Origin of the sequence: Gracilibacillus marinus, from assembly GCF_042651725.1 — a bacterium.
GTDB classification, from domain to species: domain Bacteria; phylum Bacillota; class Bacilli; order Bacillales; family Amphibacillaceae; genus Gracilibacillus; species Gracilibacillus marinus.
In genome coordinates this window covers 909357-927243 of sequence record NZ_JBHSDV010000001.1, presented here as the reverse complement: position 1 = coordinate 927243, position 17887 = coordinate 909357, and the positions used below count along the sequence as shown (strand labels likewise).

Sequence of the window (17887 nt, the reverse complement as noted above, 5' to 3'; positions counted from 1 at the left end):
CTATATCTGTTAAGCTTTTCTAACTTGTTTTTTGTAGATGACATAGCTTCTTGATAAGTAACGCACTGGGAAGCTAAATACATGTACCATTCTTGTAAATGGCCAAATTGACGCAAATGCATAATTAGCAAGTAAATGTATTTTAAACCAAACAGGTACATCTGCCATTAGATGTGGTTCAATTCGGAAAATAAATAATCCTCTAAACCATGGTGCAATCGTTGTTCTATAATCAAATCCATGTGCATCTAGATTAAGAAACGTTGCTGATAAACCTGTTAACACAACAATCATTAAGAAAAACAATACTGCCCAGTCCCCTTTTGATGTTGTTTTCATAATACGCTTGACTGACAAGCGGCGGTAACAAAGTAATGCAAGTCCAATCACTGCAGCGATCCCTGCTGGAATACCAAAAACTAATGCAATGATATGATATTGGTGTTCTGTCACACCTAACGTATTGTATACACCGACTGGAACTAAAATCCCAAGAAAATGCCCACCTAAAACGAATAACATTCCCCAATGAAATAAGGTAGAACCAATACGCAGGTGTTTTTTCTCTAAAAATTCACTTGATTTTGATGACCAACCAAATTGATCTTTTTGATATCTGTAAATATGTCCACCAATAAATATAGTTAAAACAATATATGGAAGGATGCCCCATAGAAACCAATCTACTGAGTTATTCATTTCCATCTTCCTTTCTAGCCTAACTGATTACGGATCAGCTGGTCTCTCATTTGTTGCATAATCCTTGCATCTTCTAGTGACAATGGCTTTTCTTGGTATAGTTGAGTTTTGTCATCTACTTCGATACCTTCATGTTTCATCAATGCAAGTAATGCTTGTAATATATTTGCGTAACTACTTTTTAATTCTGTTAGTTTTTGAGTTGTTTCAACAATTGCGAGTGTGTATTTTTCTAATAAATCTACTCTTACTTCTTTGGTTACTTGTGAACAGAATTCGAGCATAATTGGTAAATAATCTGGTAATTCTTTATCTGTCACATCATATCCTTGTGCTTCGTAATATTTCTTTAAACGCAGCAGTTCTAAGCCTCGTTCTTTTTGTTCGCCTAATTTTAAATACGTCATATACAAGTTCGAAGTTTTTCCAAAATCAAATACTTCGATATAGTGTTCAATCCATTCTTCTTTCGACCAATTTGTAATGATTTGGTGAAAATCTTCGAATGGTTTCTTAATCGATTTTTCGCCTATTTCTTGAAGAAATCCAGTCATATCTTCCATTGCATCTACATGCTCTTCTGTCGGATATGCAAGTAAAAAACTAATTAGTTGGTATGTGGATGTCATTGTTTCTTCTTTCATGTTAATCCTCTCCTCTATCAGCAGTATGAAGTTGCTAACATGCTGATATCATTGATTCGTTCCTTTTGTTTAAATAGTTCCAGTACTCAGAGATTATCTGAGCACCTTCTCTATTATTAAGACAATACACCACAACTTCCTGGACCGCCTGCAAAGTCTAGGCCACACGCGCCTTGATCATCATACAAGTCACGAACTTCTTCTTTATGGCTTTTTGGAATAACGAATCTGTCATTATATTTAGCGATTGCTAATAATCGGTACATTTTTCTTGTTTCTTCTTTATCCAGTCCAAGTTCATGCATGATAGATTCATCAAAGTCTCTTCCTGTTGTTTCTGCACGCATAAAACTTCTCATTACAGCCATTTTCTTCAACACTGTTCGAATGTGTTCTTGATTACCTGCTGTTAATAAATTCGCTAAATATTCAATCGGTATTCGCATATCATCAATTGCAGGGAAAATATCGTCTACGTCTGCTACACTACCTTTTCCTTCAATTACATTCATAACAGGACTAAGTGGTGGAATATACCAAACCATTGGCATTGTACGATATTCTGGGTGTAATGGTAATGCAATCTTCCAATCAATAATCATTCGGTAAATTGGTGATTGTTGTGCTGCTTCGATCCAATCATCATGAATACCATCTTTCTTCGCTTGTTTGATAACTTCTGGATCTTTTGGATCTAAGAATATTTTTAATTGTTCTTCATATAATTTCTGTTCGTCTTCTACGGAAGCGGCTTCTAATACACGATCTGCATCATATAACATCACACCAATGTAACGAATACGACCAACACATGTTTCTGAACAAATCGTTGGTTGACCATTTTCAATACGCGGATAACACATCGTACATTTTTCCGCTTTATTTGTTTTCCAGTTGAAATATACTTTTTTGTATGGACATGATGTCACACAATGACGCCATGCACGACAAGCATTCTGATCAACTAATACGATACCATCTTCATCACGTTTGTACATTGCACCAGACGGACAAGAAGATACACATGGCGCATTAATACAGTGTTCGCAAATACGTGGTAGATACATCATAAATACATCTTCAAACTCTGTCTTAATGGACTCTTCCATTTGCTCTACGTTCGGATCACGTAATCCAGTAATGTGACCACCTGCTAAATCATCTTCCCAGTTTGGTCCCCATTCTAAATCCATAAACTCACCAGTAATAGCAGATTTTGCTCGTGCTACTGGTTGGTGCTTTCTTTCCGCACTATTTGTTAATTTTTCGTAATCATAATTCCATGGCTCATAATAATCATCAATTGTTGGTTGATAAGGGTTGTAAAAAAGGTTCATCAAACGTTTTGTTCTAGATCCAGATTTCAAACGTAATTCTCCTTGTTTATCTAATTCCCAACCACCTTTGTAATGATCTTGATCTTCCCAACGTTTTGGATAACCAATACCTGGCTTTGTCTCTACGTTGTTAAAATACATATATTCTGCACCTGGACGATTTGTCCAGGTGTTTTTACATGTAACACTACACGTATGACAGCCAATACATTTATCTAAATTCATGACCATCCCTATTTGTGCTTTAATCTTCAAGCCAATCAACCTCCTCTAGTTTGCGGATGACAACATGTAAGTCTCGTTGATTACCTGTTGGACCATAATAGTTAAATCCATAACTTAATTGTGCGTATCCACCTATCATATGAGTTGGTTTCATATGGATTTTAGTTGGACTATTATGTGTACCTCCACGGTTTTTCGTTAAATTAGTACCAGGTACGTGAATATGACGGTCTTGCGCATGGTGCATAAATGCCATTGTTCTAGGAATTCTGTGTGAAACAACTGCTCTCGCTACTACAACACCATTTCTATTGAAACATTCAATCCAATCATTATCTTCAATACCTGCTTCTTCTGCATCATCTTTATTCAACCAAATTGTTGGTCCACCACGGAATAACGTTAACATTGGTTGTGCATCATAATACATACTGTGAATCGACCACTTATTGTGTGGTGTTAAATAATTTAATGTGATTTCTTTCCCTTTCACAGGTGGACGGTCTTTCTTAAATGGTGTGTGGTGAAGCATCGGCTTAAATGTTGCCATCTCTTCACCAAATTCCTTCATCATCTCATGATCTAAGAAATAAGATTGTCTACCAGTAATTGTCCGAAACGGAATCAAGCGTTCAATATTCGTTGTAAATGGTGAATATCGTCTACCACCTTTCTCTGAACCACTAAATGCAGGTGATGTAATAACAGTCTTTGGTTGCGCATTTATTTGTTCAAATGTAAACAATTCTTCTTCACGCTCTTCTGCTAAATCACGTAATTCTAAATCTGTTTGTTTTTCTAATGCTTCCCATGCTTTCACTGCAAGCTTGCCATTTGTCGTTGAAGACATACGTAATATGGCTTCACATGCTGTACGTGCATCTGTAATATTAGGCAATCCTTTAGAAATCCCCTCATCCTCTACCACTCCAAGTGCATGTTTTGCTTCTTCGTATTCTTTTTCCATTGACCAACTAATCCCTTTTCCACCATATGGATTTGTGGCAATATTTGGTCCAAGTGAAGTGAATTTCTTATATATAAGCTTATAATCTCTCGCAACAACATGTACGTTCGGCATTGTTTTACCAGGAATCGGTTCGCAATCTCCTTTAGACCAATCTTGAATTTCACCTAAAGGTTGAGCAATTTCCTGTGGCGTATCATGTAGTAGTGGACTTGTAACTACTTCTTTAATTTCTTCCATATCTAATTCTTCTGCTAAATCAGATATACCTTTCGCTAATGCTTTAAAAATATCCCAATCAGACTTTGCTTCCCAAGGTGAAGAAATTGCTGGATTAAATGGGTGAACAAATGGGTGCATATCTGTACTAGATAAATCATGTTTTTCATACCATGTAGAAGCAGGTAAAATCACATCAGAATATAATCCAGTACCTGCCATTCGGAAGTCTAAATCCACTAATAAATCCAACTTACCTTCAGGTGCTTCGTCACGCCATTTAATTTCTGATGGACGTAAACTATCTGAATCATCATTTAGTAAACCGTGACTTGCTCCTAGTAAGTGTTTTAAGAAATACTCGTGACCTTTACCTGAACTAGAAATTAAATTGGCACGCCATACAAATAATGTTCTAGGATAATTCACTGGATTATCTGGATCTTCTATCGAAAATTCAAGTTCTCGTTTTTTCAATTTGTCTGCTACATAATTCCCAATAGCTTCTACTGTTTGATTCCCTGCTTGAACTGCTTCATTATACACATCAATACCGTTTTTACTAAATGTCGGATAAGATGGTAACCAACCTAGTCGTGCAGCCAGCACATTATAGTCTGCTGGATGATCATATCTTGCCTTATCGACAGTTTTTGCAGTCAACTCATTAATCGATGTTTCTTCATAACGCCATTGGTCTGTCGCAAAATAGAAGAATGATGTACCATTCTGTAACTTAGGTGGTCCTTGCCAATCCTTCGCTGTTGCAATGGTGTTCCAACCTTCAGCAGGACGTAATTTTTCTTGGCCAACATAATGCGCCCAACCACCACCATTGACACCTTGTGCACCAACCATAATAACTAAGTTCACAACTGCACGATAAATCGCATCTGAATGGAACCAGTGGTTAATACCAGCACCTACAATAATCATAGAGCGACCATTTGTATCAATCGCATTTTGAGCAAATTCTCGTGCGATTTTGATCACTAATTCGCGATCTACACCTGTAATTTTTTCTTGCCATGCTGGAGTAAATGCTGCAATATCATCATACGATTTACCTACATCTCCACCAATACCTCTATCGATACCATAATTCGCTAGCATCAAATCATAAACAGTTGTAACATATTCTGTTTTTCCGTTTATTTCGATTTTTTTCGCAGGAACGTTACGTTTCATTGTCGAACGAGTCTCTGCATCAAAGTAGGCAATATCGACTGTTTTCACAACATCTTCCATACCTAAAAATCCTAAGACTGGTTCAATTTCGTGTCCATCACGTTCGTCTTTTAATTTCAAATTCCATTTGCCATTCTTATCCCATCTTGATCCCATTGTTCCTTGTGGGATAGCAAAATCATTTGTTGCTTTGTTGTACATTAATGGCTTCCATTCACTATTCGTTGTTTCTATTGCTAAGTCTTTTGCTTGTAAGAATCGATCTGCAACTAATTTATCGCCTTTTTGTTTTAACAAAACAGTAAAAGGAAAATCCGTATATGTTTTTGCATAGTTATCAAAATATGGAGTAGATTGTTTTTGATAAAATTCATTTAAAATAACATGACCCATTGCCATTGCAAGGGCACCGTCTGAACCTTGCTTTACAGACATCCAATCATCTGAAAACTTTGTAGATTCTGCATAATCTGGACTTACGGATACTACTTTTGTTCCTTTGTAACGTGCTTCTGCAAGGAAATGAGCATCTGGTGTACGAGTAAGTGGTACATTCGAACCCCATGTCATAATATATCCTGAATTGTACCAATCAGAACTTTCAGGCACATCTGTCTGATCTCCCCAAATTTGCGGAGATGCTGGTGGTAAATCTGCATACCAATCATAGAAACTTAACATTGGTCCACCGATAAGTGACATAAAACGACTCCCTGCAGCGTGGCTTACCATCGACATCGCAGGAATTGGTGAGAATCCAATATTTCGATCTGCACCATATGTTTTTGTTGTATAAAGAACAGATGCCGCAACTAATTGTGTGACTTCTTCCCAACTTGACCGAACAAGACCACCCTTACCTCGTGCTTGTTTATAGCTATTTGATTTTTCTTTGTCTTCTACAATACTTTTCCATGCATCAAGAGGAGTCTCATGTTGCTCTAATGCTTCACGCCATAAGTGCAATAATTTTTTTCTTACATATGGATATTTCACACGTAATGGACTATAAATATACCAAGAGAAGCTCGCACCTCTTGGGCAACCACGTGGTTCAAAATCTGGCATATCAGGGCCTGTTGACGGATAATCTACCGCTTGTCCTTCCCATGTTACAATGCCATCTTTTACATAAATATTCCAACTACATGAACCAGTACAATTCACTCCGTGCGTGGAACGAATCACTTTATCATGTTGCCATCTTCGGCGATAGACATTTTCCCAATCACGGTCTCCTTCTTGTAATTGACTGTGATTATTCGCATATTTTTCTTTTGGTTTTAGATAATTCATTCTTTGCCATATTGGGGATTTTTTCTTTGGCATTCTTGATCCCTCCATGTTCCCAATCTGATGTTTATATGTTCATTTAATCACGAGAGACTTCTCTATGTTGTGAACAACATCACACCAAAAAGGCGAATGGGCTAACAATACCAATGTTTTCTAGTGTTTTTTTATACTTTTGAATATAAAAAGTATAAAAAAAACCAGCAAGAATTTCCCTCACTGGTTTGTCCGTATTATATATTCCATTACTTCCATTGCTTCTAACGGTTTAGCGTAGTAATAGCCTTGAATATAGTCACAATGATTCTTTTTCAACCATTCTACTTCTGCTACTTGTTCGACACCTTCCATTAACACATCTTTCTTCAAATTGTGGCCTAATTGAATAATCGATCTAAGTATTGCTTCTTGATTCGAGTCCTCTAGTAAACCAAAGATAAATGAACGATCAATCTTTAATTTATGAACAGCTAATTCTTTTAAATGTTCAAATGACGAATAACCTGTTCCAAAATCGTCTAAAGATAAGCCAATTCCCATTTCTGATAAACGATTTAATTTCATATGTAATGATTCATGATAATTGAGTGAAGACGATTCTGTAATTTCTAATTCCAAATAAGTAGGATCCATTCCTGTCTGATTACACACTTCTTCAATCATCTCAATAAATTGGTGGTTGGCTAATTGGATTGCGGATACATTAATTGCAATGTGAACAAGCGGCTTCCCTTGTTCTTTCCACTCTGTCCATTGCATACATGCCTTCTCTAATACCCATTTTCCAATTCTGTTAATAAATCCTGTTTCCTCTGCAATCGGAATAAACTCAGCTGGTGAAATAAATCCAAATTCTGGACTATTCCATCTTAATAGCACTTCCACACTAGCTACTTTATCTGTTCTTGTACAAATTATTGGTTGATACACCAAATAAAATTCATCCTGATTAAGTGCTATGGTCATTGCTTGATCAAGCAACACTTTTCGATTCATTTTATCTAAAATTGTTTTTTCAAAATACATATAATTATTTCTACTTAATTTACTAGACTCCAAGCTTGCTAGACTTGCGTAATTCACAATAGATTGTAAATTAGTGGTATCTTCTGGATATTTACTTATACCAATATTAAATGTTAGATTATATGACGTATTTTTAATTTGAACAGATTGGGACAATTGTGCAAGCAAATGTTCAAGTAATGTATGTACATAATTTTTGTTACTTTTAAGCACAAAGATAACAATGACTTGATCATCATAATGAAATAAATATTCTTGACTTGTGATCTTCACTCTTAACAACAAAGCAACTTTTCTAATAAACTCTTCTCTTTCGTCAACAAATGTGGATCCAAGTGAAAAGCGTAATCTATCTACCCTTATATAAATACATGTCAGATCATTTATATGATTCTCTTGCCAATGATTTAATTGTTTCTCTAACATATTACTATTTGGTAAATGAGTAATTTCATTATAATATGCAAGACGATGAATCATTGCATCTTTTTCCTTTTTCTCTGTTATATCCCTAAAATACCACAAATATTGTTTCTCATCATCTGCTTGCACTGGTACTTTCGTCACTTCTAAATAGAGGTGACGATAATCAATCTCTGTCACATCAAAGGCTTTTAGTTCCGTAATCGCAAATGGGATCGTCATATGTAGCCACTCACTCGTTAAACTAATCTGTAATTGTTTCATTAAATTAGCAAATTCGTGATTGTATCTAATCATCTTATTCATAGAATCTGTTAATACAATCCCTACTTCACTAGAATTAATTAATGTATCTTGCAAATCTAATGTATTTTTCATCAATTTATAATAAAATATGAGAAAAAATACAACAAAGAACAAGGTAAATGTAGTGATGATAACAATCCATTTAAATACATCGATGTCTACTAAATTTACTGCATTTAAAATATTTTTCTCATTATAATCGAAATGAGCTGCAGCCATTCCAGTATAATGCATACTAGAGATGGCAATTGCCATGATGATAGAAAAACTAACTTTTCGATATTTAGAAAATGTTTGTGTTTTACCTGGTAATACAAATCCAATAAGAAGTGCTGTCATTGATGCAATGATGGCAATAATTACAGATAAAAATACAAGCATATCGTCATACGTAATCTCTACACCTTGAATTGCAGTCATTCCAACATAGTGCATAAGTCCAATCCCAATCCCCATTAGCGAACCAGAAAGAATAAATGTAACAGTATTTCTTTGTAAATATGTAATAAAATAATAACCAATCACACACGCTATTATCGCGAATATTATTGATAAGGTCACATACCAAATATCATAATATACTTTTGTCTCAAATTGATAAGAAATCATTGCAATAAAATGCATCGACCAAATGCCTATACCTAGTGATAAACCACCTAGTAATAACCATACACGCTTTACTCTTCCATTGGAGTCATCTATTTGTCTTGCTAATTCAATCGATGCATATGATGCAATTGCTGCGATAATAAAGGAAAGAATAACATAAATAAAATTGTGATTTGTATGTAAGAAATGTAACAAGATTTTTCCATCCTTAGTTGTGTATTTTATGATTGTTCAAAAAGTTAATTTATTTACATGACATCCTACCTATATATTTAATCACATATTGTCATATTTTGATAGTTAAAAAGTTGTGAAGTGGATTAAAAAATTCACATTGTCACTTTATTTATGAATATCCTCTTTTTATAAAACAATGATGATGACTACTTTGAAATATCTTATTCAAGTACTGCTCCACCATGATAAAAACTTAATTTCACCACAATACCTTCAGATGTCGGAAGTGGGTCTAGAGTACCAATGAAGATTTCATCATTTAGCCAATCATATTTGCCTATTGCAACAAGAAATGTTGGCTTTGTTATGATACGTTCTCCATTTGGTTTGATTGTCCCTTCATTCGTGACAGATATGAGAACACCATCATCTGTTTCGATGGTGTATTTGGCAAATACTTCTGCTACACCATCTTCCCTAGTCATATTCCAGTCTGCTCCACCAGGTATTACTTTCCCCTTTAATCTAGGCCCTTCAAATGTCCCCCCAATGATTGGAATTACTCTTAGATAGCCTTTTGGAGTCTCTCCAACTTCGAGTGGTTCTGCGCATCTCACCGTTACTTCCATTACTTTGTTATTCAATGTATTTAGCACATCCTTTTTCCTTTTTTTGAAGTATGTTTTATGTAAAATCAGTTATTTGTTCGTTGTAGCAAACAATTCTTTTCTTGTTCTTAAATATACAGTTATTTTCTCACGAAACATCATTTAGAGCGAGCATTTACTCGTTCGAAACTTAAATTAGTCCATACAAATAGCCTGAACAACCAATTTTGTCGTTCAGACTATTTACTCATTTCTTATATTTTTAACATTTTATAACTTCCATGTTGATACAACTAGATTTCCATTAAACTCTACAACATGATTATCCGCATCTGGAAACATTCTCATTGAAAAGACAACTTCACCGTTGTTAATAAACAATTCAAGAGATGATTGATCGATAAAGACATGAAAATCATCCACCTGATTTTTTACTGTACCATAGCGAAATTCAATTTCTCCATTCTTAAGTGTATTTCTACTTACTGTGATTTTTTGACTTTTAGCTGAATAAACAATCGTAATTATACCAAATATAGAAATGGTAAAATCAGCATTGTTTTGATTAGAAGCACAAATTTCTACTGTTCGCGGTAGAGAAAACCGATATTTATGGGCTATTATTTCATTATCTAACAATTTTTCTTTTCGCAATAATTGCATTTCGGCAACAGGCTGCTGATATATTTGCTCGCCTTTAAGAACTAACTCTCTCGGTATTGTTAACTGATGAATCCATTTATTTTGATGTGTTGGATGGTATTGCTCATCATCATCTGCCATACCCATCCAACCAAATAGTAATCTTCGCCCTTTTTCATCTAATGTAGTTTGCGGTGCATAAAAATCAAATCCTTTGTCTAGCTCAATAAAGGAGTCTAATTGGAGTGTCTTATCTTCCTGCCACTTTCCAAAAGCATAGCCTGATTGAAATGTGTTCATATTTTTTTCCCCATCTTGTTCTAAACCTTGAGGTGAAAAGATAAGAACATCTCTACTATCTAATTGAAAATAATCCGGACACTCCCACATATAACCGTAACCACCTGCTATTTCATTAACAAACTCCCAATTCAACAAATCATTCGATTGATATAAGACAACACACCCTATTTCGTCTTGTCTCTGTGCACCTAATACTAAGTAGAACATTTCTCCAGATTGCCACACTTTTGGATCACGAAAATGTGCAGTATATCCTTCAGGTACAGATATGACGGCTCCTAGCTTCTCAAAATGTATACCATCTTCTGATACAGCTATACATTGGTATGCCTCACGCTTCCCATCTTTTTTTACATTACCAGTGTAAAACAAATAGAGTTTATTATTGTATGCTATTGCGCTTCCAGAATAGCAGCCATCTTTGTCATACACTTCTGTTGGAAGTAATGCAGGTTGTTCTTCTTTCCAATCTACTAGATTAGTCGACGTGACATGCCCCCATAATTTTGCGCCATGCCCCGTATGAAATGGCATCCATTGATAAAATAAATGATAGACGCCATTCCATTGAATCCACCCATTTGGATCATTAATTAAACCAACTGGAGCTGCAATATGATAGCTTGGATAATATATATCTTGTTTTACTATTTCACGATTAGTACTTACTACTTTTTCTAGTTGTTTTTTTAATTGTCCCTCATTAAATATTTCCAAAAACTCACCTACATTCCTTTATTACTTTTCTTCTTTATCTTTATATCCGAAGAAATACGTTAATAGAAAGGCGATAGCAATTGCAACAATGTTAACAAGTAAATATAACGGTAATTGACTATTCAAGTATAGTAATGTACCCGGAATAACAGTAATTGCCATACCTGTTGCTTTTAATTGGAAGATTGCTCCTAAGAAACCTCCAACACCTCCACCAATTAAACCAAAAATAAACGGTTTTCCGTGACGTAAATTAACACCGAAAATTGCTGGTTCTGTAATACCTAAAAACGCAGATAAAGAAGAAGGATACGCCAAAGCTTTCATTTTTTTCAGTTTTGATTTTACACCAACTGCTAAAGCCGCTCCTCCTTGTGCTGCTATAGAAGCAGTAACAATTGGATTATATGGATTGTAGCCTAAATTCTCTAATAATTGTATTTCTAAAAAGTTAAAGATATGATGTACACCTGTGATAACAATAATTTGATTAAAGAATCCAATAATTAATCCACTTAGCCCTAATGGCATTTCCAACAAATATTTTGTACCTTCAAAAATCCAATTTTCTACTACATGTAAAATCGGTCCTAATGCAAATAATGACAAGATAATCATAATAAGCAAGACAATAAATGGTGTCACAATAAGGTCTAGTGCTTCTGGTACACGTTTACGGAAGAAACGCTCAATTTTGGCACCAACTAAACCTGCAATAAATGCTGGTAAAACAGATCCTTGATACCCAATTACAGGAATAAAGTCTAGAAAATATATTGGACTAGCATCACCACTAGCTACTGCCCAAGCATTAGGCAATGATGGTGAAACAAGCATTAATCCTAGTACAAGTCCAATAATCGGTGTTCCTCCAAATACACGGAATGTTGACCATGCAACAAGTGCTGGTAAAAAGACGAATGCAGTATCTGTCAGTACTTCTGTGAACAATAAGAAGTTTGCTGAAATATCATCAGGAGTAAGACCAAAAATCGCTAATATTTGTTCTTGTGTAATAAGTCCTCTTAATCCCATAAATAATCCTGTTGCTACCAAGACAGGAATGATAGGAACAAATACATCACCAAATGTTCTTATTGCACGTTGGAAGCTATTCCCTTGTTTTTTTGATTCTTCTTTTAGCTCTGATTTAGATGAACCAGTGATACCTAGTGCTTCAGTTTCTTCATAGATTCGATTAACAGTACCAGTCCCAAAAATCACTTGATATTGGCCAGAGTTAAAAAATGCTCCTTTTACTTTGTCTAGTTCTTCTACACGCTCTTCATCAATTTTCTCGCGATCATTAACGATAATTCTCAAGCGTGTCGCACAATGAGCAATCGAATGAATATTTTCTTTGCCACCGACTGCCTCTAATAATTGTTCAGCAATTTCTCGATTAGTTGCCATTTTATTATCCTCCTCTTGTGGTATCGATTCCACATATAAGCAAGAGAATTGTTTCATTTCCCCATTCCCAAACTAAAAAATGAAATCGTTCCCATACAGAATTTAAATAATATGAACAGGATGGAATCGATTCCATCACGTTCATATTTGTACTATACACTATTTCTTTTTAGAAGTCTATATGTGTGCACCAATTTTTCATTAACTTTTTCTCCAGATATAAGTTGCATAATTAATGTTGCCGCTTTTTCACCTGCTTGTTCATTTAAAAAATCAACAGTTGTTAAGGATGGATCTATATATTCAGCAAGTGAAGAAGCACCTGTTGTAGCGATGGCAAACTGCTCAGGTATCACAATATTTTTTTCTTTTAAGAATTTCACTGCACCTACCGCCATACGATCTGTTACGACAAAAACACTATCAATCTCTTCCGAATCCTTCCATATCCGTTGCATTGCATTATAACCGGATTGAATGGAAAAATCCCCTATTTGTACGTGTTTTTTATCTAACATTAGTTGATGTTTCATTAATGTATCAACATACGCTTTTTTTCTTACGATTCCAACAGCTGGATCTGATTCTGGTACGCCTATAAAGCCAATTTTGCGCCTACCCTTTTTAATCATATATTCTATCGCTTCACATGTTGCTTCATAATCAGGATATACGATACAAGGAATTTCATCAAATTCCTGTCCAACTACAATGACTGGTATTCTTAATCTCTTAATCGCTTCTGCCATTTTATCATCTGTGTTTGTACCTAATACTATAATGCCATCTACATTTCTTGATTGTAATAATGCTAAATAGCGCAATTCTTTTTCTTTGTCCAAACCAGTATCCGCTAGTAATGGTTGATAATCATATTTTCCCAATTCTCTATTGATACCGCTCATTACACGACTAGCTGTTTCTGTGCTAATTTTAGGTAAAATAACTCCAATTACAGAAGTTTTATTTGTTCTTAAGGATTTAGCAGATTGACTTGGCATATATCCTGTCTCTTCAATCACTGCTTTAATGTTTTCTTTAGCCTCTTCACTGACATAACCACTTTTATTCAAAAAGCGAGATACTGTAGATCTAGAAACTCCTGCTAATTTTGCAATATCATTAATCGTAGTCATGATAACAATGTTCTCCTTTTACTAATAAACTAATCTTCTCCAACATTTTTATTTTCCAAAAAAATCCGCTCACTTATTTGATCTAAAAATGTTGACCATTCTTCTATAAACACTTCATCTTTGTTCTCTAATCCTGTTATCATTTGTGTAACTTTTCCATATAACAATGGATAAATTGTTAGACTAGACATCATTAATGTGATGAATCTTGGATCTAAATCTTTTGGAACTAAACCTTTTTCTTGTTTTACTTTCATATCTTCCACATAGGATTGTAACACTTTCTTACGGCTTTCTGCTCCAATTGTGTCATTCGGAATGTCATCAATTACTTCCCATGCCGTGAATTTTAAGAAATCCATTAAGTGATGAATATTTACATGAAAACGAAATGATGCTATATCTACAGGATTTGAAGGTAATGTTAAATTCTCTGTTGGCACAGATTTTGCAAAATAAGAAATCATTTCATCTATTAATGCTTCTTTATTTTTAAAATAATGATAAATTAATTGCTTATTTAATCCGGCACGTTTTGCGATGGATTCAATTCTAGCACCAGTATACCCTTTTTCACAGAACTCTTCTTTTGCCGCATTCAATATTTTTTGTCTTGTGCGTTCGGCATCTCTGATTTTACCCATTCTAATCACCTTCTGATTCTATTATCACATATTTAGATTAATTTGTAATTTTACTTAAGTCAAATTGTTTCAACTTGACAAAGGTAAACTTATAATTCAATTATTATTTTATATACAAATATTAAAAAGGAGAATGAATAATGATTACAGATGTTGGTCAAATAATGTTATATGTGAACAACCAAGACAATGCAAAGAGGTTATGGATGGAAAAACTTGAATTTCATTTTATTTAAGACACTACAATCCATCAGCTTAGAGCAATTGAAGTCGCACCAACAAAAAATAGTAACACAACTATTGTCATTCATGATAAAAAAGCGGTTTCAGTAATAGAACCTGAAATGAACCTCGACACCCCTTCTATTATGTTTTATACAAGTGACATCGTTCAGTTTCATAATGATTTAAAAGAGAATAATATAGTTGTAGGAGAAATAATAAAGATGGATATGGGCCGCATATGTAATTTTGCAGATGAAGAAGAGAATTACTTTGCAGTGATGGAAAAAAATAATCGAACCGGAATATAAAAAAGAAATCAGCGTAAATGTATTCATTTATTCTGATTTCTTTTTTATGAAGTTGATTTTTAGCTTAGATATTCAGTAACTTTTCAAACTAAAATAAAGTTATTTACTCAGTGTCTTTGTTTATCCATACAGTTATTAATTAATAGATTCCATCGTAAACCTATAAAGGATTGCAGCACTTCTACTTTTCAAAATTTCTATCTACACAAAAACCGCTGTGTCACAATATCAGACAATAATTCCATTTCGTCAAATTGCGCCACATGAATGACATTCCTCCATTGTTTTCCTTTATCAATTAAATGAAAGACTTTATTTGGTTTACTCGTTATATACGTAGAATCAAAACGCGTTTCTTTTGCTCCTTCCATTACTGCAACGTAAAAAATGTCAGACTCTACAATATCTTGGAAGAAATGACTACCATAAGATAACTCTGGCATAAATCCTTTTTGCTTTGATGCAACTTCTGCGATTGCATTCACATGTTGGATTTCGGAAAAATGCACAGGCACACCTAAAGAAGGTGTAGTCGTACCCCATCGCCCTGGTCCAATTAGAAATAGATTGCTATCTTTTAGCTTTCTTGTTATCGTACCAATTAATCTTGCTACAGTATACTTATCCTGCTCTGTTAATTTTAAGTATGCATGCATATCAACATAAATGGCATAATCAATCGGTAAACGCACATTTCCCCCCATAAAATTTCCATGTGTTTGAATAAAGCAATCCTCTTCTTCCAATACATAAGGTACACTTACAGATTTACCTAACCCTTTTGTCTGAAGTGGTCGACATTGAACAATATTAATTTGAAAATCTTCTTTGGATTTGAAATTTGCGGTGAATTCTACATCAACTGGATATTGATAAATATGTGCTAATTGTTGAAGCATTTCTCTCATTACAACAGGAAATGTTGAATGCTTTAATAATTGATTAAAGTTAAGAATATACGGTGCCTGTATATTCTTATATCCTAAATCTCTCAATCGAAAAAAAGTTTCCGTATCAATAGAGGCAAAAATAGTACGATCTACGTTCCACACCTCATGCATTGCTTGGTCTAATTTTATAGACTTCCATTTATTTTCTTTAATTGATAACACATCTACACCATGTTGCGAGTATTTCTTTTCATCTTCCATTAACATAAGACCTTTTCTTGTTGGTTGGTCTAGTGTCACAATTTTTACGTAATCATCAACTGTCCGATCAACTGCTCTCGTACCTAACCCAAATACTAAGCGAATCATCCCAGCATTCATATCTACATTCTTATCCCATACATACAAGTTTGATGAGTTACCTACTCCAGCAACATGTGGGAAAAAATGATCGCCAAAATGATCACCAGAAACACGTTGAATCAATATCGCCATTTGTTCATCCTTTTCAAACAAACCTCGATTCATTCGATATGCCAATGCATCTTCATTCATTGTGCTTGCATATACTTTTCTAATTGCTTCTTCTAATTGTGCATATCTTTGTTCTGGTGTCCCTTGATTGACACAAAATACGCTGTCATACTTTCCCGCAAATGCATTTCCGAAATTATCTTCTAGTAAAGAACTAGATCGTACAATGATTGGTGATTGTCCATAATATTCTAGGATTTGAACAAATTGCTCTTTTATATTAGAAGGAAATTTCCCTGTCACTATTTTGTCTCTTAACTCTTTTGCATAGTGAAAATAACCTTCTCTCGTCTTTTGTTTCATCCGTAACTTCCACCAGCCATTTTGGACTATATATGTGTAAAAAACATCAGATCCGACATAAAAAGAATCGTGACTTTCAAGGTATTTTTCGAAACGTTTGTTAGGATCTTGTTGCAATATCTTTCTAGCAAGCAGCATCCCAACACTTTTCCCACCAATGAATCCTGTACCAATTTCTCGATGTGCAATTCGGATGAGATCCTTCAGTGTAAAATAAGTAGCACATAAATCGTACATTCTGGATTTCTCTCCAATAAGCAATGCCATGAGTTTCTGCTTTGTTTCTTCTTGCTTTTCTATACTTTGATGTACTATTTCTTTTGCTCTTGTAAAAATAACATCCCAATAATCCAGCCGTTCTTCTACTACATTTATGTTTGCGAACAGACGTGATGCTTCTTGACTAGAAGTAATACATTTCACTTTATTTTCCTGAATAAAATGCGGGAAAAACATTGCCTGAGAATACCGATCTAATACCTTTAATGGGTGAATGTATTTATCTCCATCTACTTCATATAAGTCTAATAACACTTGCGTTGTTTCTCTAATTCTAGCAATGGTACTATATGTGTGGACATTACGAATAATTGCAAAATAAGCAACTGTTTCTAACTCATACAAGTAAGGACAACAGACTTTGAAGAAATTTCCAATCATTAAATCAGATGACCAATTACTTAATAGTTCTGTTAAGCTATCGAATACATAGAATGTTTTCTTTCCTTCTTTCTCAATAATATGATGTATTGTTGTCGCAAAACTCTCAAAACCTTTATTTGCATCGATTTCATATGTTTTAATAGAGAGAGAGTTAGTTACAATACGCGGATGTTGTCCGAAACGAATATATACAATATGTCTGTTATTCTTTAATGCATTGTTGATATAATATGTGACAATTTCTTTATATGAAGTAATGGTATCCACTTGCCATACAACATTATCCCCAAGTCGTAAATAATCAATTGCTTGATCAAAACCTGTCATTCCTGTAGATACTCTTCCGTTCATATCCATATACATCACCTCACCCTCACATTATATATCA

General features: G+C 34.4%; 11 protein-coding genes and 1 pseudogene. 1 reads left to right on the top strand and 11 read right to left on the bottom strand.

The genetic code is table 11. The features are described from left to right. Positions 1–9 precede the first annotated feature (9 nt). From narI to ACFOZ1_RS03995, 10 genes are all read right to left on the bottom strand, one after another. Positions 10–699 carry a respiratory nitrate reductase subunit gamma gene (gene narI, locus ACFOZ1_RS04040; RefSeq protein WP_390196197.1) on the bottom strand — a complete coding sequence of 230 codons (690 nt, stop codon included), beginning with the start codon at positions 697–699 and terminating at the stop codon, positions 10–12. A 14-nt stretch (positions 700–713) separates the two neighbouring features. After that, positions 714–1343, bottom strand: a complete 630-nt coding sequence (gene narJ / locus ACFOZ1_RS04035; RefSeq protein ID WP_390196195.1) for a nitrate reductase molybdenum cofactor assembly chaperone — start codon at positions 1341–1343, stop codon at positions 714–716. Positions 1344–1459: 116 nt separating this feature from the next. Beyond that, positions 1460–2935, bottom strand: coding sequence for a nitrate reductase subunit beta (gene narH, locus ACFOZ1_RS04030; RefSeq protein WP_390196192.1), 1476 nt, complete (start codon positions 2933–2935; stop codon positions 1460–1462). Next, a complete protein-coding gene (locus ACFOZ1_RS04025) occupies positions 2925–6608 on the bottom strand; it encodes a nitrate reductase subunit alpha (protein WP_390196189.1) in 3684 nt (1227 codons plus the stop codon). The genes narH and ACFOZ1_RS04025 overlap by 11 nt, the downstream gene beginning before the upstream one ends. A gap of 180 nt (positions 6609–6788) precedes the next feature. Further along, on the bottom strand, positions 6789–9131 hold the full coding sequence (locus ACFOZ1_RS04020; protein ID WP_390196188.1) for a bifunctional diguanylate cyclase/phosphodiesterase: 2343 nt from the start codon (positions 9129–9131) through the stop codon (positions 6789–6791). Between the two features lie 203 nt (positions 9132–9334). Then, the gene (locus ACFOZ1_RS04015) at positions 9335–9757 is read right to left on the bottom strand and encodes a DUF3237 family protein (protein ID WP_390196186.1); all 423 of its coding nucleotides are present in this window, start codon (positions 9755–9757) and stop codon (positions 9335–9337) included. A 234-nt stretch (positions 9758–9991) separates the two neighbouring features. Further along, positions 9992–11383: a glycoside hydrolase family 32 protein gene (locus ACFOZ1_RS04010; protein ID WP_390196185.1), complete on the bottom strand. Its 1392-nt coding sequence runs from the start codon at positions 11381–11383 to the stop codon at positions 9992–9994. Positions 11384–11404: 21 nt separating this feature from the next. Further along, on the bottom strand, positions 11405–12796 hold the full coding sequence (locus ACFOZ1_RS04005) for a sucrose-specific PTS transporter subunit IIBC (RefSeq protein ID WP_390196183.1): 1392 nt from the start codon (positions 12794–12796) through the stop codon (positions 11405–11407). A gap of 152 nt (positions 12797–12948) precedes the next feature. Continuing rightward, entirely contained in the window at positions 12949–13932 is a 984-nt protein-coding gene (locus ACFOZ1_RS04000) for a LacI family DNA-binding transcriptional regulator (RefSeq protein ID WP_390196181.1), read from the bottom strand. 29 nt (positions 13933–13961) lie between these two features. After that, the gene (locus ACFOZ1_RS03995; RefSeq protein ID WP_390196178.1) at positions 13962–14576 is read right to left on the bottom strand and encodes a TetR/AcrR family transcriptional regulator; all 615 of its coding nucleotides are present in this window, start codon (positions 14574–14576) and stop codon (positions 13962–13964) included. Between the two features lie 140 nt (positions 14577–14716). Between ACFOZ1_RS03995 and ACFOZ1_RS03990 the strand changes: the two are divergent. After that, positions 14717–15109 (top strand): annotated as a pseudogene (locus ACFOZ1_RS03990) (VOC family protein). Between the two features lie 197 nt (positions 15110–15306). Here ACFOZ1_RS03990 and ACFOZ1_RS03985 read toward each other — a convergent pair. Further along, complete coding sequence (locus tag ACFOZ1_RS03985) at positions 15307–17862, bottom strand: PEP/pyruvate-binding domain-containing protein (protein ID WP_390196175.1); 2556 nt, start codon at positions 17860–17862, stop codon at positions 15307–15309. Between the last annotated feature and the right edge of the window lie 25 nt (positions 17863–17887).